This is a genomic window from Pseudomonas sp. FW305-3-2-15-C-LB1, assembly GCF_058787615.1.
In genome coordinates this window covers 106,457-132,743 of the sequence record NZ_JBYSZX010000011.1, presented here as the reverse complement: position 1 = coordinate 132,743, position 26,287 = coordinate 106,457, and the positions used below count along the sequence as shown (strand labels likewise).

Sequence of the window (26,287 nt, the reverse complement as noted above, 5' to 3'; positions counted from 1 at the left end):
TGCGGTGAATCAGGCATGCTCCGGGCGCTGGTTTTGGGGCTGCTGCGCAGCCCAACGCGGGGCAAGCCCGCTCGCCACAGGGGACTTATCGCCCGTTTTGAAAGGGTTGGCCCTCAGGGCCGCTGCGGTTTCACCGACGTCCCGAAGGTATTGCCCATGCGCACGCTGGTGGCCGCCGGGGTGGATAGGCCCACCGCGTTCGGCGGGCGTTTTTCGATGGGGAGGTTCTGCGCCTCGCGGTTCTTTTTGGCCGCCTTGGTTGCGTTCGTGTGGTTGCCCATCTGCTGGCTCAGGCAGCCATAGTCGGGCGCCTTGTAGCCATCCACGCTGACTTCGGCACACGTGCCGGCAGCGTTTTCGGCATGGGCGAACAGGGGCAGGGCAGCGCACAGCAACAGGCTGGCGAGGGTCGGTAACTGCTTCATCGGGCCTCCTGGCAGGCCCGAAGGAGTGGGCCGGTAAGGCTTGGAAGTCTAGTGCAGCGGGCCTCTCATCACCGTGATGTTTTTTTTGCTATCACCGTAACATCAGGTTCATAAACTGGCCTCAGGATGACGGTTTTCTAGGGCGCGTCGGCCGTGCAGCGATGCAGAACAGGGGGTGAACAGGGAGCCTGGAGGCGCGTCATGCGCGCCCTGGTCTTGCTGTTGCTGCTGGCCGCTGGTCGCGCGGCGCAGGCAGAGTCACCGCTGCTGCCGTTGAACCTGCCGGCGCAGGACCTGGAACATGCACTGCAAGCCTACAGCCGTGCCACCGGGATGGCGGTGCTGGTGGACCGTGAGTTGACGCGCGGGCGGCGCTCCATCGCAGTGCGCGGGCGCTTCACGGCGCAAGAGGCACTGGCGATGTTGCTGACAGGGAGTGGCCTGATGGCCCGTTATGCACGCAGCGATGCGTTTACCTTGCAGACCCCGCAAGTCAGCCCGCCGCCTACTACGCGGGGTGCGGCGGAACGCAACGCTGCGCGGATCAACAACAGCTACGCGACGGCGTTGCAGCAAGCCATCGAGACCAGCCTGTGCCGCTCGCCGTTGACCCGGCCCGGCAGTTTTCGCGCGCTGGTGCAGGTGTGGGTCAACCCGGAGGGGCGGGTCGAGCACAGCCGTTTGGTGAGTTCCACCGGCGACGAACAACGCGATGAAGCACTGGTGCGCAGCCTGGCAGCGGCGCGGGTCGAACGCCCGGCGCCAAGCTCGCTGCGCCAACCGGTGACTTTACTTTTGATGCCTGACACAACAGGAACGCGCATGGAATGCACAGCCGCAAAAGGAGCCTCGGAGGGATGAAAAATACCGGGCACAGTACGATGGTCAGCCTGTTCCTGGCCTCTTACGAAGACTTCAAGGTGCGGTTGCGCAAGCGCCTGGGCTCGGAGGACCTGGCCAACGACGTGCTGCACGAGACCTACCTGCGCGTCGACCGCATGGACGTGCCGCCGAACCTGCAACAGCCCAATGCCTACCTGTACCGCATGGCCCTGAACATCGCCGCCGACCGCCGCCAGGCCGATGCGCGCCTGCTCACCGGCAGCGAGGTGGAAGAGCTGCTGCAAAGCGCCGACGAAGCCCAGGACCCGTCGCGAGTGGTGGGCGGCCAGAAAGAAATCCAATCCCTGGTCAAGGCCCTCTACGAACTGCCGGCGCGTCGGCGCAAGATCCTTATCGCCGCGCGCCTGGAAGAGGCGCCGCACCTGGAAATCTCCCAGCGTTTTGGCATTTCCACGCGCATGGTCGAAAAGGAAATCAAGGCCGCCCTGGGCCACTGTGCCAAACGCCTGGAAAGAAAAGTGATTCAGCGGTTCGGTCCCGGGGCCGGAAAACCGTCTTAGTGTCGAGTCCCTGATAAATCCGTGAGTACGTGCGCGCTTGAATATTTTTAGCCTCTCCACCGCCCGGCAGTCCGCCGCCAGCCCCCTGCACGATGAAGCCCGCGACTGGCTGCTCCTGCTGACCTCGGGCCGCGCCACCGTGGCCGATGCCAAGGCCCTCAAAGCCTGGTGCGCGCAGAGCCCGGAACACGCCCAGGCTTTCGAACAGGCCAAGGCGCTGTGGCAGCAACTGTCCCCGGCCCTTGATCAAATGTCGCAACCGCGCAGCTTTGGCCGCCGTGCCTTCCTCGGCGGGGCCATCGCCGCCTCGGCAGCCGTGGTGATGGTGCGCGTCGGTGTGCCGGGCGGCTTCGCCGGGCTCACAGCGGACTATCGCACCGAAGTCGGCGAGCAGCGCCAAGTGCTGTTGAGCCAAGGCATCAGCCTGGAACTCAACACCCAGACCCGCATCAGCCGGGTGGGCGAGGGCATCGAACTGCTCGAAGGCGAAGTCGAGGTGGTCACCCACGTTTCGCAACCGCTGCTGGTCCAGGCTGGCGAGGGCTCGGTCAGCGCGGCGCAGGCACGCTTCAATGTGCGCAATACCGACCACCGGGTATGCGTCACCTGCATCGACGGTTCACTCGCGGTGGCCATCGCCGGGCGCAGCGTGCGCCTGGACAGCGGCCGGCAACTCACCTACGGCGCGTCCGGCGTCAGCGAGGTGACAATGGTGGACACCCAGGCAGTGGTGGCCTGGCGTGAACAGGTGCTGGTGTTCAACAACGCCACGCTGGCGACGGTGGTGGACGAGATCAACCGTTATCGCCCGGGCATGCTGCTGCTGTTGAACAAGGAACTGGGCCAGCGTCGGGTTCAGGCGCGCTTCAGTTTGCAGCAGTTGGCGGGCGTGGCGTTGTTGATCCGCGATGCGTATGGGGCCAAGTGCACGGAGTTGCCGGGTGGGGTGGTGTTGTTGAGTTGAGGGGCTGCCGCTCGTCGGGTAACTCCAATTTTTACGATGTAAATGGACCGGGCCAGAACGCTAATCTACGCCTGTCGCTTTCAGGTATGCCTGTGTGCTCATGGGTTGAGCGACCGGTCTTTTTCCTCTGACAGATCTCCTTTCTTATCCTCTCTGAATTGTCTTTCTCGTTTGTAGGGGAAAGGACTTTCAGCGTAAGAAAAAACCAGGAAATGTACGTTTCAAGTCTCACTTCCTATCCGGTTTCTTCCTTCGACTGACATTGTTCGGAAGCATCTGACAGCCCTCCAACGCCTGTGTGACAGACAAGGCGACGCCCTCAGGAACGCCGAATTTTTTGTAACCTTTCCTGTTTTCCTTAAGCGTTTCAGCCTCGGCAGCATGGGTGCTCTTTCCATTTGAGTACCTGTGTGAGGGTGAAAGGATGCCGGCTGTTTTTCGACCTGCGCTGCTGGGGATAGCGCTGTTTTCAGGTCCGCTTCTTGCCGCGTCCCCCGTGTCGCCCGGCGACCGCGAATTGGCCCGTGAGCGTCAGCAGCAAGTGTTGGAAGAGCAGCGTCGTCGCCTTGAAGACCTGCAGAACCTGCCCGGCCAAATCGCTGTGCCAACGGCTCCCGCGCTGCTGGAAGACGGCCAGTGCATCACCGTCACGCGTATCAACATTGAAGGCGCGACATTGCTGCCCGAAGGCCAGCGAGAGGCGCTGCTGCAACCCTGGCAGGGGCGTTGCCTGGGGGTGCCTCAACTCAACGCCGTGCTCAAAAGCCTCACCGATCACTACCTGCATCGCGGCTACGTCACCACCCGCGCCTACCTGCCACAGCAGGACCTGAAACATGGCGAACTGAACATCATCGTGGTCGAAGGGCGCCTTGAAGGGCTCGACAGCTCATCGCTGGCCAGCCCGCTGGAGTCCGCCATGACCTTTCCCGGCACCGTAGGGGAGGTGCTCGACCTGCGCGAGCTGGAGCAGTGGGTGGATCAACTGTCGCGCTTGCCCTCGCGCCAGCCGCAGCTTGAGGTGTTGCCGGGGCAGGCAGTGGGGGGCAGCCGCGTGACGCTCAAAGGTGAGCGCCGCGAACCCTGGCGTGTCTCGGCCAACCGCAACAACCATGGCGATGCCAGCACCGGTCGCCAGCAGGCCGGTATCGGCCTGGATTGGGACAGCCCCCTGGGCCTGGCGGATCAATTGAACCTGCGGGCCAGCCGCGACACCGTCAGCGACCACTGGCGCCATTCCCACAGCCAGAACCTGTTCTACAGCCTGCCGTATGGTTGGTGGACGTTCAATGTCAGCCACAGCCAAAGCTTCTACCGCACGCGCAACGACCTTTCCGGGTTTGCCTTCGCACTGTCAGGCGAGACCTCCAGCCAGCAGTTGCGCGCCGAGCGCGTGCTGCACCGCGATAACCTGGGCAAGACGGCGTTCAGCTTTGGCCTGAGCCACCTGCGGACCCGCAATTACCTGGAAGACGCGTTGCTGCGCACCTCCAGCCATCGCATCACGGAGCGTCAACTGGGCTTCAACCATGGCCGCCGCATCGGCAACGCCTTTCTCAACCTCGATGCCGGCTGGCAACAGGGCATCGGCGCCCTGGACGCCCAGCGCGATCTCTCTACACAGCGCGGCGCGCCGACCTCGCGCTATCAGAAATACACCCTGACCCTCAGCTATTTGCAGGCCTTTCGCTGGCTGGGCCAGCACTGGAGTGTCGACAGCCTTGCCACCGGCCAACACGCCGAAGACGAACTCTATGGGCCACAACGCCTGAGCGTCGGCGGCCTCGGTGCGGTGCGCGGGTTCCAGCAACAGAACCTTTCGGGCAATAGCGGCGGCTACTGGCGCAGCCAGGTGCGCTGGCGCCAACCGGTGGCCTGGGAGGCGCTGCGCCCCTGGGTGCACGAAGTGGGCGTGGGCTTTGGCTACGACGTCGGAGTGATCCGCCGTGGCCCGCACAACCCTGACGTTGCCGGGCGCCTTACCGGCCATGCCTGGGAGCTCAGCGCACGCGGTACTCACCTTGCCGCTTCGCTGGTGCTCGCCCGCTCCCTGGAGCGCCCGGCCATCGTTGAACGTCGCGAACACCCGATCTACGCCCGAATCGACCTGTTTTTCTGAATAACAACAAGGAACCTAGCCTATGGACGTGCGCCGCCCGTTTTACCAGTGCCTGGCCCTGAGCCTCGCAGGCATCATCTTCCTCAACCCGATTGTCGCGGCCGCCGCCGAGCTGAGCGTGGACCCGGCCAGCCCCGACACCAGCCTCGGCCATGCGCCCAACGGCGTGCCGGTGGTGAATATCGCCGGGCCCAATGGCAGCGGGCTGTCCCATAACCTGTTCACCGACTACAACGTCGGCAGCAACGGGCTGATCCTCAATAACGCCACCCAGGCCACGCAAAACACCCAACTGGGCGGTGTGATCCTCGGCAACCCAGGCCTGCAAGGGCGGCCTGCCAGCGTGATCCTCAACGAAGTCACCGGTGGCAACCGCAGCCACTTGGGGGGCTACACCGAAGTGGCGGGGCATGCCGCGCGGGTGATCGTCGCCAATCCTCACGGCATCACCTGCAATGGCTGCGGGTTTATCAATACGCCGCGCGCGACGCTGACCACCGGCAAGCCCGTGATCGAAGGTGGGCGGCTGGATCACTTTCGCGTAGACGGCGGCGATATTGCGCTGGAGGGCGCCGGGCTCAATGCCCGCAATGTCAGCCAGTTCGATCTGATCACCCGCACGGCCAAGCTCAACGCGCAACTGCATGCCGACCAGCTCAACATTATCACCGGCCGTAACGATGTCAGTGCCGACACCTTGCAGGCCCGTGCCCATGCCGAAGATGGCCGGGACAAACCGCAACTGGCCATTGATGCCAGCGCCCTCGGCGGCATGTACGCCGGGACGATTCGCCTGGTGGGCACTGAGCAGGGCGTCGGCGTAAGGCTGGCGGGCGATATGGCCAGCACCGCCGGCGACATCGTGATCAACGCCAATGGCGGCTTGAGCCTGTCCCACACCACCAGCGTCGGCGCCCTCACGGCCAAGGCCGCGTCGATTGACTTGCAAGGCCCGACCTTTGCGATGGCTGATATCGACCTGCAGGCCCAGGGCGATCTGGTGGTGCGGCAGACCCTGGCCAGCGCCGGGAATGTCAGCCTCGAAGGCAGTACGGTGAGCAACCAGGGCAAGGTCGTCAGCGGCATCCTGGAAGACCGGCGTATCGCGGGCAAACAGCTGAGCATCAAGGCCCAGCGCCTGGATAACCCGGGTGAACTCAATGCCAGTGGCCACCTGGAAATCACCAGCGGCAGCCTCGATAACAGCGGCCAGATCGCCGCCGACAGCGCCAGGATCGAAGCCCGCCAGGACCTGAGAAACACTGGCCAGGTGGTCACCGCCGGCCAACTTGAAATTGCCGCCGGACAGGCCATCAACCATGCCGGGACGCTGCATGCCGAAGGCGATTTGAGCCTGGTCGCCGACAGCGTCGACAACAGCGGCAAGATCGTGGGGGCAGGCACTGCACTGAGTATTGCGGCCGGCACGTTCACCAACGCGGGCGAACTGCTCGGCGACAACTACCTGCACCTGCAGGTCGATGGCGACCTGAACAACAGCGGCCTGATCGCCGCCAAAGGCGATGCCCATATCAGCGCATCAAACCTTACCCAAGACCACGGCCAGATTCTCAGCGGCCAAGACATCCAACTGCGCGTGCGCGATGTACTGCATAACCTCGGCGTGCTCAGCGCAGCGCGGCATATGCAGATCAATGCGGCTCAACTGAATAACCCCGGCACGCTCGGCAGCCAAGGCAACCTCCTGCTCACTGCCAACGTCACCAACAGCGGCCTGCTGTTCAGCGGTGGCGACCTGCATGTGCGTGGCGAGCATTTCAGCAATCTTGAAGGTGACCTCTACAGCGTCGGTGATTTCAGTTTCGCCGGCACGCGCTTCAGCAACCTCTCCGGCAACGTGGAAACCGAAGGCACCCTGCACATCAACGCCCGCGAGTTTGAAAACGCCCGCACCCACCTTGTCCTCGAACGCGAGCTGGTCGGCGGCAGTATCCAATGGGTCTGCGGCCAGCACTGCCACGGCAACGACAGCTACAAGCGCGGCACTATCTACATCAGCGAAATCTGGCGCGAAACCGCCGCGCCCAACTCCACCAGGGCGGCGCGACTGGTGGCCGGCAAAGACCTGCGTATCGACGCGCAGACCCTGGAGAACCGCTACAGCCTGCTCGCCGCCAATGGCGACGTGCACCTTTCCGCCAACCGCCTTATCAACCAGGGCGCGGCCTCCCAGACCGGCATCTCCAGCACCATCATCGGCACCCCCGGTCGCATCGACAAAGCCCTGTGGGACCAGATGGAATTCCACGACCTGCCGGCCTTCAATAACGCACCCTTCGACCCCGTGCGTTTTGCCGAACTCAAGGCCCGCTCGACCGGAGAGGGGTTCAGCAACCCCGGCACCCTCACCACCTGGCGCGAGGATGGCCGCGAAGTCTATGCCGCCACGCTGCAAGCCGGCGGCCGCCTCAACCTGCAGGCCACCGAGTACCTGCAAAACGGCACCCTGCGGGAAAACACCCTGGCGCAACTGACCGGCGACATTGGCCACAACCCCAACGACCTCGAACTGAGCCCGGATCGCCTCAGCGATGACCTGACCCAGCCGCCGGAATTCCAACTCCCCAGCGGTAAATACGGGCTGTTTATCCCCAGCAAGAATCCGGGCAGCCCCTACCTGATTGAAACCAATCCCCTGTTCACCCACCTGGCCAACTTCCTCAGTTCCCAGTACTTGCTCGACAAGATCGGCTACAGCACCGACGTGGCCTGGCGACGCCTGGGCGACGGCTACTACGAAAGCCGCCTGATCCGTGACGCCGTGCTGGCGAAGACCGGGCAACGCTTCCTCGCCGGGCTGGAGAGCGACGAGGAACAGTTCCGCTACCTGATGGACAACGGCCTCAGCGCCCGCGACAGCCTGCAATTGAGCGTCGGCGTTGGCCTCACCGCGCAGCAGGTGGCGGCCCTGACCCACGACATCGTATGGATGGAAAAACGCCAGGTGCAGGGTGAAGACGTGCTGGTGCCGGTGCTGTACCTGGCGACGGTCGACGCCAATAACCTGCGCGGGGGCAGCCTGGTGCAAGGCCGGGACATCAACCTGGTCAGCGGTGGCGACATCGTCAATGTCGGCACCTTGAAAGCGGCACAGGAGCTGACCGCCATCGCCGACGGCCGCCTGCTCAATGGCGGTACGCTCAGCGCCGGTGAACGCATCAGCCTGCTGGCCACCGACAGTATCCGCAACGCGATGGCCGGCGAGATCCGTGGCAGCCATATCGAACTTACCAGCGTCACCGGCGACATCGTCAACGACCGCACCGCCCATGCCAAGCACCAGGGGGACGGCACCCTTGTCACCCATCTCGACCAGGCGGGCCAGATCAGCGCCGCACAGCGCCTCACGCTCAACGCCGGACGCGACATCACCAACCGAGGCGACATCAACAGCGCTGGCGATGCCAGCCTGAGCGCCGGGCGCGACATCAACCTCATCGCCGTCACCGACACCCAACAGGTACGCACCACGGAAAACGGCGGCCACCGGGTCACCCAACACAGCCGCACCGAACAGCTTGGCGCCAATCTCAACGCCGCCGGCAGCCTGAGCCTGCATGCCGGGCGCGACATCACCCTAATGGCCAGCCACGCCAACGCTGGCAAAGACCTGACCGTCGCCGCCGGTGGCAACCTTCACCTGTTGGCCGCCGCCAATGAAACCGATCACGCGGTCAACAGCAAACGCGGCGGCGCCAAGGTGCATGAGCAAAGCACCCAGGTGCGTCACGTGGGCAGCCAGCTCACCGCCGGCGGCAAACTGAACGCCAGCGCGGGGCAAGACATCGTGCTGCACGCCAGCCAGGTCAGCAGCGGCAAGGATGCGTACCTGGTGGCGGGTGGGCAGTTGCAACTGTTGAGTGCCAATGACAGCGACTACAGCCTGTATGACTACAAGAAAAAAGGCAGCTTCGGCGCCCTCAAGACCCAACGCGACGAAGTCACCGACGTGCGTGCGGTGGGCAGCCAGATCACCACAGGCGGCAACCTCGACCTGATCAGCGGCGGCGGTCAGTTGTATCAAGGGGCAAGGCTGGAAAGCGCGGCGGATATCGCCATCACCAGTGGCGGGGCGGTGACCTTCGAAGCAGTGAAAGACCTGCATCAGGAGAGCCACGAGAAGACCAACAACAACGCATTCTGGGTGGCATCCAAGGGCAAGGGCAGCACTGACGAAACGCTGCGCCAGAGCCAGTTGGTTGCCGGGGGCACCATCGCGATCCAGGCCGTCGACGGTTTGCAGATCGACATCAAGCAGGTCAATCAGCAGAGCGTCAGCCAGTCCATTGATGCGATGGTCAAGGCCGACCCGCAATTGGCTTGGCTCAAGGATGCAGAACAGCGCGGGGATGTGGACTGGCGCCAGGTCAGGGAGGTCCACGACAGCTTCAAGTACAGCCACTCCGGGCTGGGGCCGGCCTCGCAACTGATCATTGCCATCGTGATGTCGGCGGTCATCGGGCCCATGGCGACGGCCGCAGCAGGCGGCGGTGTCGGCGGCGCCATGGTCGGTGCGGTTGCGACCGGCGCCTCGACCAATGCCAGTGTCAGCGTGGTCAACAACCGGGGCAATCTCGGTGCCGTGTTCAAGGACGTGACGTCGTCCGATGCCCTGAAGGGCTACGGGGTTTCGGCGATCACTGCCGGCCTGACGGTGGGTTACTTCGACCCATGGACCGGAGCGCAGACCAATACCACCATCAGCAAAGTGGCCACCTCCGGCTCGCTGGGCACCTGGAGCGGCGTCGGCCAATTCGCGGCCAACCAGGCGCTGCAGAACGGCACCTCTGCGTTGCTGAACAAAGCCCTGGGGCAGGGCGGCAGTGTCAGTGACGCGCTGAAAAATGCCTTGTTCAACACCTTGGCGGCGGCCAGTTTCAACCTGGTAGGGGACTACACGAAAAACGTCCTGGCGGACGGCTCGTTACCCAAGGTGGCGATCCACGCCATGGTCGGTGGCTTGCTGGCCGAAGCCACCGGCGGCGACTTCAAGACCGGCGCATTGGCGGCGGCGGCAAGCGAAGCACTGGTTGGCCACCTGGATACGTTGGTCAAAGGCAACGACACCCTGCTCACCATGAGTTCGCAGATCGTCGGCGTACTGGCGGCTGCGGCACAAAGCGACACCGACGCCGCCAAGCTGGAGACCGGCAGCTGGGTGGCGAAGAACGCTACGCAATACAACTACCTGTCACACAACCAACTGGAACGGGCCGCCAAACAGATAGCCCGATGCACCGACGCCTCCTGTATCCAGGACGCCACACGCAAATTCCAGGAACTGAGCCTCCAGCAGGACATTGACGCCATCGTCAGCTGCCAGGCCGACCCCAGTTCCTGCGCGGCAAGCTCCAAAGAAGTCGCCAACACCCTGGCGGACCTGAATGCCATCCGCGACATCGCCGACTACGCCTCGCCCGATGCACGGGAGGCGGTACAGAGCCTGATCAACGGCAATTACGAATTTCAGGAAATGCTGGCGACCGCCACGACCGAGCACTCGGTGGGCGCGATGGTCGAGTCGCTCAAGTCGAAGTGGGCACTGAGCGATGCCCAGGCGCAGGACATTGCGGACAACCTGAAGATCGCGCTGGCGGTTGGGGTGGGGACTGCGGCGGGGGTGGTGGCTTATAGGCGGGCTGTGGCGGGTGGGGTAAAAGGCGCGACTAGCAACAACTCTATTCCTCGCAACGCAAATAATCTTGTCGGAGGTCCGCTTGAAAATGCTACTCAGATTAGCGGCCGCTTTAAGCTAGACGGCGGCCCCGCGAATGGAGCTTTGTATCGGGCCGATAATCAAGGAAATATTACGAGCTACGCCGTCTATGATTCAGCTGGGATGATTATTAAGCGGGTCGATGTTAGAGGTGCTGCTCATGCTAATGTATCGACACCACATGTAATAGAATATGGTAGAAATACGCTTCCGGACGGAACAGTAAGAGTTCAGTCGCCTTCTACTAAACTGGCTCCGCGGCCTACTAATTCAGATGAGATTCCATAATGAAAGTAAATACGCTTGGGCAATTTAGCGGTTTGAGTCGATACGAGCTATGGGCGTCAAGCTGGGCTGAGAGCGATAATATTGATATATTTTCTTATATGAGCGCTATTTGTAAGCCTGAAGACTGTCTGCTATTTTGCAGGCTGTTGTTTCCTGATTTTTTTATCAGCCAAGGTGCGATTTTTTTAAATGCTAAATATGATCATGAGGTTTTTTTGGTTTGGTTAAAAAAGCTTGATGGGGATATTTCTGCAGTTGAAAAAATAATGAATCATACTCACATGTACGATGTTTTTTCAGGCTGTACGGATGAAGTTGATGATGTCGTTTTTGAGCAGCTAGCTGACACTATTGCTTTTTCATGGCGGCTAGTTTTAAAGGACAAATTTCCAGGATGTAATTTTTCTGTAGAGGTTTCGAATTCAGATCAGGATTACGGGCCTACTGTTACTTTTTATCAATCTATCGGCTATGGCGAGAAAAGGGATAGGTAAACGTAGGTAAACGGGGTCAGACCCTGAGGGACTGCGAAGAAAAATACACAGACTGAGGGAGTTGTTCTAGATTTATCGAAAAGCTCCGTTACCAGAGAGCAATTAGGAGATGTACTGTGTAGAGTTAACGGTTTAGGTGCAAAAAATAATAATGATGTCGTTATTATAGGAAAATAAAATGCCCTCAGTTCTCTGCAAGTGTGGTAATAAGTTAAGTTTTGGTGGAATACCTAATTCAATTGAATGGTTGATGATTTCAGATGATGGATTTGAAAAATTCCAAGGCTCTGTTGATGCGGAGTCTATTTATCGAGAAATGAATAGTGCACTTAAGTGTTCTTGTTGTGGGCGATTATTAGTGTTTTGGAACGGCTTTGATGTTTCCCCGATTTCATATATGCCGGAATAGTCATTTATTGTAAGTTAAGTTGGTGCAAAAGTAGCGCCTGTCTGGGGTAGCGCTATATCTAAAGCTGACGGAGACTTCGGGTATCTCCCGCTTGTCCAGCAAAACTATGTTAAAGATATTAGAGGGTATTAGAGGTTATTTGCCGTGAGTAGAAAATCTAGAATTACGCCGGTATCAACGGACTATGAAACGAGCGGGTAAACGGGGTCAGACCCTGAGGGACTGAACAAAGCCCTGGGGCAGGGCGGCAGTGTCAGTGACGCGCTGAAAAATGCCTTGTTCAACACCTTGGCGGCGGCCAGTTTCAACCTGGTAGGGGACTACACGAAAAACGTCCTGGCGGACGGCTCGTTACCCAAGGTGGCGATCCACGCCATGGTCGGTGGCTTGCTGGCCGAAGCCACCGGCGGCGACTTCAAGACCGGCGCATTGGCGGCGGCGGCAAGCGAAGCACTGGTTGGCCACCTGGATACGTTGGTCAAAGGCAACGACACCCTGCTCACCATGAGTTCGCAGATCGTCGGCGTACTGGCGGCTGCGGCACAAAGCGACACCGACGCCGCCAAGCTGGAGACCGGCAGCTGGGTGGCGAAGAACGCTACGCAATACAACTACCTGTCACACAACCAACTGGAACGGGCCGCCAAACAGATAGCCCGATGCACCGACGCCTCCTGTATCCAGGACGCCACACGCAAATTCCAGGAACTGAGCCTCCAGCAGGACATTGACGCCATCGTCAGCTGCCAGGCCGACCCCAGTTCCTGCGCGGCAAGCTCCAAAGAAGTCGCCAACACCCTGGCGGACCTGAATGCCATCCGCGACATCGCCGACTACGCCTCGCCCGATGCACGGGAGGCGGTACAGAGCCTGATCAACGGCAATTACGAATTTCAGGAAATGCTGGCGACCGCCACGACCGAGCACTCGGTGGGCGCGATGGTCGAGTCGCTCAAGTCGAAGTGGGCACTGAGCGATGCCCAGGCGCAGGACATTGCGGACAACCTGAAGATCGCGCTGGCGGTTGGGGTGGGGACTGCGGCGGGGGGGCCAAAAGATCTCAAAACGAATCTTTCAGAGATTTGGACTCTTAAACCGACTCAACGAGGGGTAGACATTGAGTCATACCTTGCTAAAACTGAGTATTCACCGCAGAGCGGCTGGTATAACGTAGGAGCCGAAAGAAATGGATATTTCCCGCTTGTTGATTTTCAGAATGGTAATACGCTCGTTAGTCTGAAATCTGTAGATACGGCAGGAAGTACGTGGTTAGGCCGAATGCAAGATCATATTATCGACTTAGGAAAAAAATGGCGCGAAAGTCGATGGTGTACCAGCAAATATGGTGCTTGATCTGCGAGTTCAGCCTGGCGGTTCGGCTGCTGCTAAATCGCTTATCGAATTCGGACGTGAATATAATGTCAAAGTGGTTGTTAAAGAGTTCAAGTGAGACCTGAAAAAATGAAGCGATTTAAGTTTGTTTTTGATATCGAGTCGATCAGTGGTTTGCAGATGCTGGCCTTGGTTGAGAAGCTTCTAAATAAGTTTTCCTCCCCTACGGTGTTTTTTCTGCATGGGGTTAAGATTGATATTAAAACGCTTGAAAAGAAAATATTGAAAAAAAAATCTTGGCCGAGTGGTTTGATGTCTAGCGGGTTTGAGCTCCGATTCGGGTTGCTTCCAGCACTGGGTTATTGCTTTTTGGTACTAGAAGAATCAGAGGGGCATAGTAATACTAAGTTGAAAGAGGAAATAGGGCCTTTTCTCAGCGTTGAAGGTTTTATTCAGGCATGGGTTTCTGATGTCGAATATGATTTTTGGCAGAACGCTACAGACCCTCTAGAGTATGAATGTGTGGGGCGCCCTCTTTCAGGTCTTCCAATGAAGTCAAATGGTTTACCTCCCCCCTTGGATCAAATGGAAATTGATACCTCAGGGAATCCTGGCCGTAACGTGCCCAGGCAAGGATATATTGAAGCGATTGGAAGCACTATGTGGCTAGGAAACCTCTTCTGGGAGAGAGCTGGTGTGGATAGATTTGCCAGCATTTCGTTGTTGGAAAGCCAGGGATTTAAAGTTTATGAGTGTGGTAGGTTTTTAAAAGTTGTAACGTCTGATAAGGTTTTTTCTGATGGTTCAACCCTAGAAAAACAACGTGCTCTCAGGCGGATTTTATTTGGATTAAATTGACATTTTAGTTGGTGCTAAAGGAGTACTTGTTTAAACTAGAGAGGCAGTTCCAGGTCCAACGAAATTTATGAGTGACGCCGATCAGTTTTTTAAAAAAGGTAAACGGGGTCAGACCCTGAGGGACTCAAGTATTGTCCCTGCTAACCCTAACTGGACTCAAAAATGAATGCAGAAGTCGAATTGAAAGCTTGGAATTTCCAAGTCTTAATGCTTGTTCAAGCGATGCTGGGGGCAGTTACTCCAAACTTCAGGATGGTGGTTTTGTATTGTGAAGATGATGTTTGGGTAATAAGATTTTATCTTGAAGAAAATATAGAGGATGATATTGGTGAGGTAGAAGATATCATATGTCAATATACTGCTTACCAGGGATCGGATTTAAAATGCAGGTCGGAAATTTTTGTAGGGAACGAAGATCTACCTAGTTTGTCGGAGGCTGAGAGGGTCGTTTATCGTCGAAAAGAGTGATTTTTGACTTGGTGCAAAAGCAACAGGCCACGTTTTACCTGACGTAATTAGTCCTATTTATCGAACACAAGGTAAACGGGGTGGTAAACGGGGTCAGACCCTGAGGGACTGAACAAAGCCCTGGGGCAGGGCGGCAGTGTCAGTGACGCGGCGAAAAATGCTTTGTTCAACACCTTGGCGGCGGCCAGTTTCAACCTGGTAGGGGATTACACGAAAAACGTCCTGGCGGACGGCTCGTTACCCAAGGTGGCGATCCACGCCATAAGAGAAGGGGACAGATTTATTTGGTGCTTGCCGAGCAGCGCCAAGCCTAAATAAATTCGTTCCCTTTTTTCGGAACTCAATACATCTTGCCTGATGGTGCGCGAGTTCGGGTGATGCAGGCGGATGGTCGAAGTCCTCAGCGCGCCTCATTCGAGAACGCTAATGGTGGACCTGTTGATCCTACTACTGGAAAGCCGCCGCAGCCCCCGCAGGGTTTATCGAAGGCTGAACGGAAGCAGTGGATTAGAGAGCGTACGCATATTGAGCAGGTGGACTAAATGATGAATACACTCTTGCAAGCTGTGGCCCTTTTGTTGCCTATGAAAATTGAAAGAGTATTTTGGGATGGCGATATTTTGATGCTTTTTTCTGCGGGTTGGAGCTTTCAGACCGAGAGTGCGTGGCGTGTGTCTAAGGGGGGGAGTTGCTGTTCGCTTGTTGGGATGACGATGTCCTTGACCATGTTTCTGAGCTGTTAGGCTTATCCATTGTTGAGGTAGGTTGGCTTATCGATGCTCAGCCAATCGATCCATTTTTTAAATTATCTGACGGCCGCGTCTTGAATGCATTTTGTTCGTCATCAACTGAGCCTTGGCTTATGGAGTTCTCGGATGGGGTCGTTTATCTAGGGAATACTTAATTTTATAAAGGGTAAGCGGGGTCTGACCCTGAGGGATCCCCATTGCTCCGGATGAGCTGAAAGGCATCCTACAGAGCAGTTCTGTCGTGAAGTCTCCGGTTGTTGCGCTGCCAGATGGCCAATTCGTAAGAACGGTTGATGTGGGGCGGGTTATTGGCACCACTACATTGAAGGATGGCGGTGTTCCTACGTCTGTGATAAAGGTATTCACCGATAAGGCAGGCAATTTAATTACAACCTTCCCGGTTAAGGTAGGCAACTGATGCGTATTCTACCCATAAAGATATGGCGTGAATTCCAGTCGGTAGTGGAAACTCTGAGTGACGAAACACCTTTAAGGAAAGTTCTTGAAGTAATACTGTTTTGGATGAGAGGTAACCACAAGTATCTTTCCGGTGAGCCGTTTTCGGCCTATGGTTTTGATGGCTTTACGAAATTAGATGAGAGGGAGATTCCAGTTGAATGCTCTTCCTTTAAGGTGAGTGATTTAATTAATTTCAAGCGTGTTGTTTTGAAACTTCAGGCTAGAGATGTAGAGTCAATTGCGAGGTTTTTACGTGATACAATTGAGGAGTTGGCGACTGTCGAAGTTGATAAGCAATGCCCCAGATGTGAATCTGAGGGAATGCGCGCCTTTATAGGTAAGCATAATGGATTGTTGGCTTATCAGTGCAATGTCTGTGGGTACTCCCATTATTCAGATGGGTCTAGGGTTGAGAACGGCGGATTAGAGTTTGCGAGCGAGAAACAGTTGCGAGAGCTTGGCCTGATTTAATGGTGCAAAAGCGACAGGTGGTGCAGTAGAGCTAACGTTTGACAAGGCTACCCGGACTTGGACAACTCCAGCTGGTCTAGACTATGGACAAGGATCGGTTCAAGTAAACAGAGTTTTGCATGTTATAGAGCATGCGGAACCGAATCCAGCCAAGACAGCACATAGCGTCTTTAGTATGGACACAAAAGAGATTTTAAGCGCTGTCGATGAAGCATGGCTCAAGAAAGGTAGTCCTGTAGTAGGGGATCCGGGGGCATATGTTGTCCCGATGGGCCGAGCGATTGGTACTTCAGGAGAAATGAGTATTAAAGTTATTGTTCGGCCTGGGACCAGTCAGGTCATTACCGCCTGTCCTGTTAAATAGAGAGGTTTTATATGTTGTGTCCAAGGTGTGAGCAGGGAGATGTTATCAAGGCTAAAGTTATAGCTGGCGACACTTGCTTGTTCGTATGTCAAGAGTGCGAGGCCTCATGGTTTTTATACGAAGACATTGGGGTTAGGGCCTTTTTCGACTATGGGGCTTATATGGAGAGTGTAGGGCTGAAACCACTGTGGAGTGAGTTGGAAATTATTCCTGAGTAGGTGCAAAAACCACAGCGGGTTTTGTAGGCAAACAAGCGATACCTGGTTTTTCCAAACAATTCCCAGATCACCCAATCGGTGTTCCAACGCTAATCTCAAATACAAAATTGACCCAAGGCGCAGGAAGATATCACTATGCCGTTCTTCAGGATGGTTAGGTGGATTTTAAATGGGGTCACATTCCAGGGGTGTTTAATGCTTGTTGATCAGCGCAAAGACTAAATAAATCCGTCTCCTTTTTCATGTCGCTAGGAAGGAAAACGGGGTCAGACCCTGAGGGATCCTGAGGGATCCAGCTCGTTGGTTATCAAGGCTCTGGAGCTGGGCGCCCAATTTATGAGTTAACTGTTAATGGGCAGCCGCATCGAATTGCTGTGACTGTTGGCGACAACGGCTTTGTCGTCGGTGCAAATCCAAGGGGCAGCGTTAAATGAAAAATATAAAGTTGATGGCGGATTATCAGTGTCATCCGCTTTGGAATATGTCCCCCGATGAGTATGGGGACATAGCTCCCTGCGGGCTTCCTATTTCTGAAGAGCTTCAGCTGCGTCTATCAAAGTGGGCCGCTATATACGATGAAACCCTGAATGCTGATTACCCGCCAAACTCTGGGTTCAAGAGTGAGGAGTTAGAGCGCGAATTCAAGCGAGAAGGAGAGCGATTAGCTGAATGCTTGAGAAATGAGCTCGGTCCGGATTTTTCTATTCTCTTTAAACTTTATTTGGGGCAAAAGGTATAAGAAGGTAAAAGAGGTTGTTTGCCGGATCGCTACACAGCGGAAAGCGGGTGGCAGCGATTATGACTTTGATCCAGTCTGCGCGCATGAACGGACATGATCCGTATGCTTGCATGAAGGACGTTTTGACTCGTCTGCCCACGCAGCGGGCAGGGGACGCTACCAACCTGTTAACACATCGTTGGTCGCACGCTTAATCACAAACTACTCAAGGAGAAAGCTGTGGACTTACGGATTGAGATAAATGAGACGCCTCAAGAGGTCGATTACCAAGCGATTTTGGCGCCATTGCGCGAATACAACCAAGCACAAACGGGGCTCATTGGAACTGAAAAACTTGCGATCTTGATCAAGGATGACGCAGGGGCTACGCAAGGTGGGCTATACGCAAAAATTTCTGGGCAGTGGTTATTTGTTGAGCTGCTGGTAGTCCCTGAAGTTGCCCGCGGGCAAGGGTTGGGCGCAAAGTTGATGGACAAGGTGGAAGCGCTGGCGCGTGAGAAAGGCTGCCAAGGTATCTGGCTGGACACATTCTCTTTTCAGGCTCCGGACTTTTACCGCCGGCTCGGCTTCAGCATATTTGGAGAACTCAAAGATTACCCGGTCGCTGGATACAATCGGTTTTTTATGCAGAAAAGATTTGATCTCGACGAGCATAACGCTAGTCATACTCAGCCTTGAGGCAATGACAGCAAAAACCTAAGCAAGGTGTGTTACCCGCGATCGATCGTCGCCATTCCTTTCCAGAAAAACACGCAGGACGTGGTGCATGCCTTGACCCGCAGTACCCTGGAAGAAGCGGTGCAACGCCGATTGTTGTAATGCGCGGTCAAGTCAGTTCAACCCGAACGTCGATCAGCCGTGACCGGCGTTCAGCTTCCTATCGAGCCGTAGGAATTGCTCCCTGCAATATGTAGGTCATTTCGTTTTATGCTTTTCCAGCCCTCCCAGACACCTGCTGTTTCATGCCTGCGCTGTTTTATAGTTCACGGAGAAATCCACCACGGCAGGGAGCCGCCCCCTCATGCATACCCGGAAAAAATCCCCCCGGCGCCACACCCCACCACAACCCCCGACCCTTCATTCCGGCCAGCGCCTGCGTCTGGTGCTCAACACCTACGGCATCCCGCCCACGGCCTTTGCCGAATGGATGCACGTCAGCCCGCAGTGCCTCAACAATTGGTTTTCACGGGGGGCTGCCAGTGGATCGCGTGGAAAAGCTGGCGACAACCTTGAGCGTCAGCAAAGTGTGGCTTGAGACCGGCGAGCGCGGATGATGACAGTGGTGGGGCGGTCAAAGGGCCGCCTCTATTTCAAGGGTCCCACCACCTGCCGGTATTTTTCCACCCCCTGCGGTGTCTGCCGCACCAGGCTGATCTCCAGTCCCAACGGGTCTTCGCGGCGATTGCCGCTCAGTTGCCGCCAGCCTTTTTCCGCTTCCCATACGCGTACCTGCAGGTCACTGACGCCGGTCAGTACCACCACGCCGTCCTTTGCCGCCGGCAGGGGGTAGCGGTCCCGTGCGGGGGCGGCGGCGCGGTAGAGTGCGTCGCCCTTGAGCCACCAACGTACCCGTTGCAGGCCGTCGCCTGCCATTGGGGCGCTGCGGATCACGTCGAGGCGAAAGCCCTTGCTGTCGGAGCTGCGCACGGTCACGGCGGCCAATCCCTCCGTTTGTGTGGCTTCAGGGGGCGTCAGTTCGACGCTGGCACGCAGGCTGATATCCCGTTGCATCTGGTTCAGCGCGCGCAGCAACACTTCGGTCTGTTCGGTGCTTGCCTGCAAATGCTGATCGGCGCGGGTGACGCTGTCCAGCCCGCGCCAGGCGATCAGGCTGACCACCGCCATGAGCATGATCGCCACCATCACTTCGATCAGCGTGAAGCCTTGCTGTGACGGCTTCATGGTTGACTCACTACGCGCATCAACCCGGCGGCGTCGCGTTGCAGGCTGACGCTGTGTTGGCCGTCGGACAGCACCATGCGCAGCGGTGGGTTGATCCATTCAGCGTTGAGCACCAGGGTTTGCCGGGGCTCGAGACTGATCTGCATCGGCGTGCTTTCCCACAGGCGTGGGCGCAACGGGTCGTCGTTTTCAAAGGTATCGAGGCCCTGGCCGTCGTCCCGCTGGCGGTTGAAGCGAAACCCCTTGGCATCCGCGCGCCAGGTGATGGGGCGGCCGTCGGCGTGGGCTTCGGCCTGGGCGACTTGCAGCAGTTGGCTCAGGCGTTCGGCGTCTTTGCGCAACAGGTGCAGCGGATCGGGCTTGATGGTGAGGCTGATGGCGGCGCTGGCGATGCCGATGATCACCAGCACCACCATCAGCTCGATCAGGGTGAAGCCTTGCTGTTTCATCGCGGGCTACCTGGAGAACTGGGGAGTGTGTGAAATAAAAGCGTGCGAATTGACCTGTAGGCTGGTGCGACGGACAAACAGGAGGTCCTCCCCATGACATTTGCCCCTCGTTTCACCCTGGCCCACGGCGTGCAGGCGCTGGGTGTGCTGGGTGCCCTGGCGGGCGTGGCGGTATGGACGCCGCTGCTGCTCACCAGCGCCGAATCCCACACGCCGCAAGCCACGCCCCAGGCACTGGCGGCGCGCAGCGATAACCCGGCGCTGCAATGGTTTTCCAATGCGCCGACGGCGTTGCAAGTCAAAGTCACTGGCGTGTTGGCAGGTGCCCGTGGTGCGGTGGCGATCCTGAGTCTCAACGATGGCCCGCCGCGCAGCTTTCTAGTGGGTGAACGCCTCAGCCCCGGTGTGCGGCTGACGGCCATTGAAGGCGACGGGGTGGAGATCGAGCGCGGCGGCGAGAAGCAGCGCGTCAACCTCGACAAGTTGCCGGCGGGGCCTGCGTTGCCGCTGCTCACTCGGCCATGACCTGGGTGTCCAGCCGCGCCAGGGGCGGCGCTTCGCGGCTGGCGTCGAGCACTTGCAGGTTGACCTGGAACAGGCGGCCGTCGGCGTTGATGGTTTGTTCGCAGCGCAGTTTCAGGCGGCCTTGATCGCAGGTGAAGGTCTGCTTGCCGCTGCGCAGGTGGCCTTCCAGGCGCAGTTCGGCGAGGCGACTCTGCGCCGCCAGCAACGCGATGGATTTGTCCCGCAGCAGGCCGTTGCTCTGGGTCATCAACCCGGCCACGCGCACGGCGGCGGCCATGGCCACGGCGATGATCGCCAGCGCCACCAGCACTTCGATCAGGGTGAAACCTTGCTCCTTGCGACGGCCGTACATGGCGCTCTCAAAGCCGGGAAACAGGCCCGCAGACTAGCGCCGGCAGTTGACCGATTGGCGACTGAAACTCCCGAGGAATTTCAATACGACTGACATGTGTTCTTGCAACACTGCGCCACGAATTGCACTCAAGCCAAGGAATGTCGAGATGGATATCGCGCGCCTAACGTCCCCATTGCCAGGCCCTCACAGGCAGCGTGGCTTCACCTTGATCGAAATCATGGTGGTGGTGGTCATCCTCGGGATCCTCGCCGCAATGGTGGTGCCCAAGGTGCTTGACCGGCCGGACCAGGCGCGGGCCACGGCGGCCAGGCAGGACATCGGCGGGTTGATGCAGGCGCTGAAACTCTATCGCCTCGACCACGGCACTTACCCGAGCATGAACCAGGGCCTCAAGGTGTTGGTGGAGCGCCCGGCCGACGCCAAGAACAGCAACTGGCGCGCCTACCTGGATCGCCTGCCCAACGACCCCTGGGGCCACCCGTATCACTACCTCAACCCGGGCGCCAATGGTGAGGTGGATGTGTTTTCCCTCGGCGCCGACGGCCAACCGGATGGCGATGGCGTGAATGCCGATATCGGCTCCTGGCAGCTCTAAGGCCCGCCATGAAACGGTATTCGCCCCCAGTGGCGAAGCAGCGCGGCATGGCGATTATCAGCGCCTTGCTGATCGCAGCGGTGGTGGCGGTATTGGCCGGCGCCATGCTCACGCGCCAGACCGTATTTACCCGCAGCCTCGAAGCCGAGCAGTTGCGCATCCAGGGCCAATGGTTGTTGCAGGGCGGCCTGGAGCGCAGCCGGCAGATGCTCTGGGACGCCCGCCAGAAGGACGTGCTGACCCGTCTCGACCAACCCTGGGCGCGTGCCCAAGGGGGGGCCTTCGAGGGGCGGATCGAGGACGAACAGGGCAAGTTCAACCTGCGCAACCTGGTCAACCGCCAGCAGGTGGACACCGAGCAATTGCAGAGTTTTGAACGGCTGTGCCGCCTGATCGGCGTCGACCCGACGGTGAGTCAACGCATCAGTCGGCGGGTGATCGCCTCTTATGAGCCGCCCGCCAGATCCCCGATGCTGCGCAGCCTGGATGAGCTGAGCGGGATCGAAGGCCTTGATCCCCTGGTGTTGCAGCGTATGCAGGCCTATATCAGCGTGCTGCCCGGCCCGACCTGGGTCAACGGCAACACCGCCAGCGCCGAAGTACTCAGTGCGGTGGTGCCTCAGCTCAGCCTGTCCCAGGCCCATGGATTGGTGGCCGAGCGTGACAGCGGGCAGTGGTTTATCAACCGGGGTGATTTCGTCAACCGCCTGCACTTGCCGCAAGTGGCGGTGGATTCGGTGCAGGTGGGCATCACCAGCGAGTGGTTCCGCGTGCGGGGCCAGGCGCGGCGCGAGCAGCGGCGGGTCAGCCTCGACGCCTTGTTGCACCGCCCCGAAGACCGGCAGCCCCGGGTGACCTGGGCGCGGGTGGGCGTATGAAACGCTTGCGCATTGGCTTGCCGCCGCTGGATCAATTGAGTGCGCAGAGCCAGGTCCGGTTTGCCTGGGTGGAGCGTGGCGTGGTCATTGAAGAGGGCGACGCCAGCCTGGCGCAGTTGGGCCAGTCACGCCAGGCAGCGGACTGTTTCCTGCATCCGCGGGACAGCCTGCTGACCAGCCTGGAACTGCCGCCATTGCCGGCGGCGAAGACCGCCGCCGCCGTGGCCTGTGCCGCACAAGCGTTGATCCTCGGCCCGGTTGAACAGATGCAGGTCGCCCACGGCCCGCGTGAAAGCGATGGCCGCGTGCAGGTGGCCTGGGTGCCCAAGGCCGGGCTGGAGCGGTTGGCGCAGTTGCCGCTCAAGCTGCGCGGCCTGTACCCGGCACCCTATGCGTTGCCGGTGGGCGCCGCTGCGTTGGATGACGGCTACCTGCTGACCCGTGACAGCCTGCAACAAGGCACGGTGCACCCGCTGGGTTTGCAGGCGCTGGACCTGCCATTGGTGGCAGCGGCGCAGCGTTGGAGCGGGCCGGTGCCCACATGGGGGTTGCAGGGTCGCCTCACACAGCCCTCGACCGGCGGATGGGGCAGGGCACTGGCCTGCGTGGCGCTGGCCATCGCCATCTGGACCCTGGGCCTCAACCTGTATGCCGCCCGCCAGGTGGAGCAAGGCCAGCGACTCAAGGCGCTGATGAGCCAGCAGGTGCGCCAGGCGTTTCCGGCGTTGCCGGTGGTGCTCAACCCCTTGCAACAGGCCCGCCAGCAATTGGCCGCACGCCAGACCGGCGCGGCCGCCGACCCGGGCCAACGCTTCCCCGGCCTGCTGCAACTGGTGGGCAGCAACCTGCCGTTCATGGTCGGCAGTGTCGACAACCTGACGTTTGAACAGGGACGCTTGCGTGTCGAGCTGCTCGCCGACAGCCGTCACCCGACCGCCGAAGGTGAATGGCAGGCGGCGTTGGCCCAGGCCGGTTTCACCGCCAGGCGTGAGGGCCGGGCCTGGACCATTGCTCCCGTGCAGCCCGCAGAAAAAGCCGGAGCCGGCGATGAATAAAGTGCAGCGACTGCGCAGCCAGGCCCGGGTGTTCTGGAGCGGCCTGGCCCTGCGCGAAAAGCGCATGCTCGGTGGCGCCGGCCTGGTCCTGGCCAGCTTGTTGACCTGGCTGGTGCTGGTGCAACCCGCGTTGAAGAAGATCGATTACTGGCAGGCCGAAACCCCCAAGCTGCGAGCCCAGGCCGCCGCCTTGCAAGTGTTGTTGCAGGACGTCGCCGCGCCCAGTCCGGGCGACGAAGCCGCGCTGCGCCAGGCCCTGGACAGTGCCGGTCTGCAGGGGCATTACCAGTTGCAGGCGCTCGAACCCACTGGGTGGCGCCTGACCTTGGACAACGCCCCGGCCGATGCGGTGGTGGGCTGGCTGCTGGGCAATGCCCGTTCGTTTTCCCTGGAGGTGTCCGAGGCGCATTTGCAGCGCGTGCTCGATACCGTCGACAACTCGGCCGGCACTGTGTCCGGGACCGTTCGCATGGATCAGGCGCTTGGCGCTAAGGAAGCTTCATGAAGTGGTCAGTCCCCCCTTTCCGTATGGTCGCGCCGTTGCTGGTGTTGGCCCTGAGTGCGTGCAGCAACCAGGACGCGTCCAAGCCGCTGCTGGTGGACAGCGAACTCGGCCAGCCCCTGGCGGACACCCGTCGCAGTGGCGAGACCGTTCTCGACCGCCAGAGCCAACCCGCCCCCAAAGCGCCGGTACAGCACCGCGTCACCAACAGTGCTCGCGGCCATGCCCCGGCAACCGTCAAGGCCCGCAACCCGCTGGGTGACCAACCGGTGCAGCTCAACTTTGTCGACGCCGACATCCAGGCCGTGGTGCGCGCACTCTCCCGCGCCACCGGCCAACAATTCCTGGTCGACCCGCGTGTGAAGGGCAACCTCACCCTGGTCAGCGAAGGCCAGGTGCCGGCGCATCAGGCCTACGACATGCTGCTGGCGGCGTTGCGCATGCAGGGCTTCAGCGTGGTCGACGTCGGCGGCGTGGCCCAGGTGGTGCCCGAAGCCGATGCCAAATTGCTCGGCGGGCCGATGTACAGCGCCGGCGCCAGCGGCATGCAGACCCGAACCTTCCGCCTGCAGTATGAGAACGCGGTGAACCTGATCCCGGTGCTGCGGCCCATTGTGTCGCCGAACAACCCGATCAATGCCTACCCCGGCAACAACAGCATCGTCATCACCGACTACGCGGAAAACCTGGCGCGGGTGGCGCAGATCATCAACGGTATCGACACCCCCAGTGCCATCGACACCGACGTGGTGATGGTGCAGAACGGCATCGCCGTGGACATCGCCGCCATGGTCTCCGAGCTGCTGGACACCCAGGGCGCCGACCAGACCCAGAAAATCAACGTGGTCGGCGACCCGCGCTCCAACTCGATCATCATCCGCTCCGGCAGCCCGGAGCGGACGGAACTGGCGCGCAACCTCATCTATAAACTCGACAACGCCCAGAGCAACCCCAGCAATATGCACGTGGTGTACCTGCGCAACGCCCAGGCGGGCAAGTTGGCCCAGTCACTGCGCGGCTTGCTCACCGGCGAGAGCGATTCCGGCGTGAGCGACGATGCCCGGGGCAAGCTCAGCGCCATGGGCGGCAATGGCAAGAACACCGCCCAAGGCGCGAGCAATGCGCAAAACAGCAGCGGCACGCCCACCGGCAGCGGCGTGCAGTCGGGTTATGGCCAGGCCACCGGCTCGACCACCGGCACCAACGGCACCCCCAAGGACCAGGACACCGCGTTCAGTGCCGGCGGCGTGACGATCCAGGCCGACGCCACCACCAACACCCTGCTGATCTCCGCGCCGGACCCGTTGTACCGCAACCTGCGCGAAGTCATCGACATGCTCGACCAGCGCCGTGCCCAGGTGGTGATCGAAAGCCTGATCGTGGAAGTCGGCGAGGACGATGCCACCGAGTTTGGCGTGCAGTGGCAGGCCGGCAACCTGGGGGGCAAGGGTGGGTTTGGTGGCGTGAACCTCGGCGGTAGCGGCGTGAATGGTAAGCCCAATAGCCCCACCAGTATTGATGTGCTGCCCAAGGGGCTGAATGTGGGGGTGGTCAACGGCACGGTTGATATTCCCGGCATCGGCAAGGTGCTCGACCTCAAGGTGTTGGCCCGTGCGTTGAAGAGCAAGGGCGGCACCAACATATTGTCCACGCCCAACCTGCTGACCCTGGACAACGAAGCGGCGAGCATTTTCGTGGGCCAGACCATTCCGTTTGTCACCGGCAGTTATGTGACCGGCGGCGGGGGCACCAGCAACAACCCGTTCCAGACCGTGCAGCGTGAAGAGGTGGGGCTCAAGTTGAACGTGCGGCCGCAGATTTCCGAAGGCGGCACCGTGAAGCTGGATATCTACCAGGAGGTCAGCACCGTGGATGCGCGGGCGTCGGTGGAGGCGGGTACGGTGACCAACAAGCGCGCGATCGATACCAGTATTTTGCTGGATGACGGGCAAATCATGGTGCTCGGTGGGTTGCTGCAGGATGGGTATAGCCAGAGCAATGATGCGGTGCCGTGGTTATCGGATATTCCGGGGTTGGGGGCGTTGTTTCGCAATGAGAAGCGCAGTGTGAACAAGACTAACCTGATGGTGTTTTTGCGGCCCTACATTATTCGGGACAGTGGGGCGGGGCGCAGTATTACGTTGAATCGGTATGAGTTTATGCGCAGGGCGCAAGGGGGGTTGCAGCCGGAGCACAGTTGGGCGATGCCGGATGTGCAGGCGCCGCAGTTGCCTTCTGTGGACAAGGCGATTCCTGGGGGCCGGCCTTGAACGTTTTGACCGTGTACATATCCATTCCTTCGGTAACGGCGGCTTATGGTTCCGCTCTTACAGCGGGTCACTTTTGGAAGGACCCAAAAGTAACCAAAAGGTCCTCGCCCCACCACTCGGCACCTCGCCTAGGCTCGGTGTGCCGTAACGAAGGCTTGAATCCGTGGGCCGCCGCAATGGGCCATCCATGGCCCAGTGCGGCTAACCCGGCGTCCTGCCGGGTTACCCACGGATTCAAGCCTGCGTTCGGCCAGCGTGG

The 26,287-nt window shown here is 59.3% G+C and carries 23 protein-coding genes and 2 pseudogenes; 21 read left to right on the top strand and 4 right to left on the bottom strand.

Annotated elements, in window-relative coordinates:
* Positions 1–113 precede the first annotated feature (113 nt).
* The gene (locus AC3WP7_RS20900) at positions 114–425 is read right to left on the bottom strand and encodes a hypothetical protein (protein WP_093528828.1); all 312 of its coding nucleotides are present in this window, start codon (positions 423–425) and stop codon (positions 114–116) included.
* 201 nt (positions 426–626) lie between these two features.
* On the opposite strand from AC3WP7_RS20900, the gene AC3WP7_RS20895 reads away from it, so the two are divergent.
* The 15 genes and pseudogenes from AC3WP7_RS20895 to AC3WP7_RS20825 all read left to right on the top strand — a co-directional run bounded on the left by AC3WP7_RS20895 (position 627) and on the right by AC3WP7_RS20825 (position 18,752).
* On the top strand, positions 627–1,286 hold the full coding sequence (locus tag AC3WP7_RS20895; protein ID WP_172963355.1) for a TonB family protein: 660 nt from the start codon (positions 627–629) through the stop codon (positions 1,284–1,286).
* A complete protein-coding gene (locus AC3WP7_RS20890) occupies positions 1,283–1,828 on the top strand; it encodes an RNA polymerase sigma factor (protein ID WP_016980117.1) in 546 nt (181 codons plus the stop codon). Before AC3WP7_RS20895 ends, AC3WP7_RS20890 begins: the two co-directional genes overlap by 4 nt.
* 37 nt (positions 1,829–1,865) lie before the next feature.
* Positions 1,866–2,792 (top strand): FecR family protein, encoded by a 927-nt coding sequence (locus AC3WP7_RS20885; RefSeq protein WP_092245926.1) that lies wholly within the window; start codon positions 1,866–1,868, stop codon positions 2,790–2,792.
* Positions 2,793–3,216: 424 nt separating this feature from the next.
* Positions 3,217–4,911, top strand: a complete 1,695-nt coding sequence (locus tag AC3WP7_RS20880; protein ID WP_102592646.1) for a ShlB/FhaC/HecB family hemolysin secretion/activation protein — start codon at positions 3,217–3,219, stop codon at positions 4,909–4,911.
* Between the two features lie 22 nt (positions 4,912–4,933).
* A complete protein-coding gene (locus tag AC3WP7_RS20875) occupies positions 4,934–10,936 on the top strand; it encodes a two-partner secretion domain-containing protein (RefSeq protein WP_492599330.1) in 6,003 nt (2,000 codons plus the stop codon).
* Complete coding sequence (locus AC3WP7_RS20870) at positions 10,936–11,430, top strand: hypothetical protein (protein ID WP_256575416.1); 495 nt, start codon at positions 10,936–10,938, stop codon at positions 11,428–11,430. Before AC3WP7_RS20875 ends, AC3WP7_RS20870 begins: the two co-directional genes overlap by 1 nt.
* Positions 11,431–11,608: 178 nt before the next feature.
* Positions 11,609–11,839 (top strand): DUF8617 domain-containing protein, encoded by a 231-nt coding sequence (locus tag AC3WP7_RS20865; RefSeq protein WP_146012727.1) that lies wholly within the window; start codon positions 11,609–11,611, stop codon positions 11,837–11,839.
* A gap of 222 nt (positions 11,840–12,061) precedes the next feature.
* Positions 12,062–13,192: pseudogene (locus AC3WP7_RS20860) on the top strand (DUF637 domain-containing protein); the annotation flags it as partial.
* Positions 13,193–13,285: 93 nt separating this feature from the next.
* Positions 13,286–14,029 carry a hypothetical protein gene (locus AC3WP7_RS20855; protein ID WP_256579984.1) on the top strand — a complete coding sequence of 248 codons (744 nt, stop codon included), beginning with the start codon at positions 13,286–13,288 and terminating at the stop codon, positions 14,027–14,029.
* Between the two features lie 162 nt (positions 14,030–14,191).
* Entirely contained in the window at positions 14,192–14,497 is a 306-nt protein-coding gene (locus tag AC3WP7_RS20850) for a MafI2 family immunity protein (RefSeq protein ID WP_102592644.1), read from the top strand.
* 1,166 nt (positions 14,498–15,663) lie between these two features.
* Positions 15,664–16,176, top strand: a complete 513-nt coding sequence (locus AC3WP7_RS20845; RefSeq protein WP_102592641.1) for a hypothetical protein — start codon at positions 15,664–15,666, stop codon at positions 16,174–16,176.
* Positions 16,177–17,188: 1,012 nt separating this feature from the next.
* Positions 17,189–17,497, top strand: a complete 309-nt coding sequence (locus AC3WP7_RS20840) for an immunity protein CdiI family protein (RefSeq protein WP_172963354.1) — start codon at positions 17,189–17,191, stop codon at positions 17,495–17,497.
* A gap of 14 nt (positions 17,498–17,511) precedes the next feature.
* Positions 17,512–17,691: pseudogene (locus tag AC3WP7_RS20835) on the top strand (transposase domain-containing protein); the annotation flags it as partial.
* A gap of 25 nt (positions 17,692–17,716) precedes the next feature.
* Positions 17,717–18,175 carry a GNAT family N-acetyltransferase gene (locus AC3WP7_RS20830; RefSeq protein WP_102592639.1) on the top strand — a complete coding sequence of 153 codons (459 nt, stop codon included), beginning with the start codon at positions 17,717–17,719 and terminating at the stop codon, positions 18,173–18,175.
* A gap of 343 nt (positions 18,176–18,518) precedes the next feature.
* Positions 18,519–18,752 (top strand): hypothetical protein, encoded by a 234-nt coding sequence (locus tag AC3WP7_RS20825; protein ID WP_146015506.1) that lies wholly within the window; start codon positions 18,519–18,521, stop codon positions 18,750–18,752.
* Positions 18,753–18,802: 50 nt separating this feature from the next.
* On the opposite strand, the gene AC3WP7_RS20820 is transcribed toward AC3WP7_RS20825, so the two are convergent.
* Both AC3WP7_RS20820 and gspH read right to left on the bottom strand, forming a co-directional pair.
* Positions 18,803–19,399, bottom strand: a complete 597-nt coding sequence (locus AC3WP7_RS20820) for a type II secretion system protein GspJ (RefSeq protein ID WP_093528807.1) — start codon at positions 19,397–19,399, stop codon at positions 18,803–18,805.
* Positions 19,396–19,848, bottom strand: coding sequence for a type II secretion system minor pseudopilin GspH (gspH, locus tag AC3WP7_RS20815; protein ID WP_093528804.1), 453 nt, complete (start codon positions 19,846–19,848; stop codon positions 19,396–19,398). Before gspH ends, AC3WP7_RS20820 begins: the two co-directional genes overlap by 4 nt.
* Before the next feature lie 93 nt (positions 19,849–19,941).
* On the opposite strand from gspH, the gene AC3WP7_RS20810 reads away from it, so the two are divergent.
* The gene (locus AC3WP7_RS20810) at positions 19,942–20,373 is read left to right on the top strand and encodes a type II secretion system protein N (protein ID WP_102592852.1); all 432 of its coding nucleotides are present in this window, start codon (positions 19,942–19,944) and stop codon (positions 20,371–20,373) included.
* Here AC3WP7_RS20810 and gspI read toward each other — a convergent pair.
* Positions 20,360–20,725, bottom strand: a complete 366-nt coding sequence (gene gspI / locus AC3WP7_RS20805) for a type II secretion system minor pseudopilin GspI (protein ID WP_093126606.1) — start codon at positions 20,723–20,725, stop codon at positions 20,360–20,362. The genes AC3WP7_RS20810 and gspI overlap by 14 nt on opposite strands.
* Positions 20,726–20,873: 148 nt before the next feature.
* Between gspI and gspG the strand changes: the two genes are divergently transcribed.
* The 5 genes from gspG to gspD are packed head-to-tail and all read left to right on the top strand — an operon-like array spanning position 20,874 to position 26,028.
* Positions 20,874–21,323, top strand: a complete 450-nt coding sequence (gspG, locus tag AC3WP7_RS20800) for a type II secretion system major pseudopilin GspG (protein WP_093126609.1) — start codon at positions 20,874–20,876, stop codon at positions 21,321–21,323.
* An 8-nt stretch (positions 21,324–21,331) separates the two neighbouring features.
* Positions 21,332–22,201, top strand: a complete 870-nt coding sequence (gspK, locus tag AC3WP7_RS20795; RefSeq protein ID WP_156682185.1) for a type II secretion system minor pseudopilin GspK — start codon at positions 21,332–21,334, stop codon at positions 22,199–22,201.
* Positions 22,198–23,256: a type II secretion system protein GspL gene (gene gspL / locus AC3WP7_RS20790; RefSeq protein ID WP_102592850.1), complete on the top strand. Its 1,059-nt coding sequence runs from the start codon at positions 22,198–22,200 to the stop codon at positions 23,254–23,256. Before gspK ends, gspL begins: the two co-directional genes overlap by 4 nt.
* Positions 23,249–23,761 (top strand): type II secretion system protein M, encoded by a 513-nt coding sequence (locus AC3WP7_RS20785; protein ID WP_102592849.1) that lies wholly within the window; start codon positions 23,249–23,251, stop codon positions 23,759–23,761. The genes gspL and AC3WP7_RS20785 overlap by 8 nt, the downstream gene beginning before the upstream one ends.
* Positions 23,758–26,028, top strand: coding sequence for a type II secretion system secretin GspD (gene gspD, locus AC3WP7_RS20780; protein WP_093513703.1), 2,271 nt, complete (start codon positions 23,758–23,760; stop codon positions 26,026–26,028). Before AC3WP7_RS20785 ends, gspD begins: the two co-directional genes overlap by 4 nt.
* Positions 26,029–26,287: the final 259 nt, after the last annotated feature.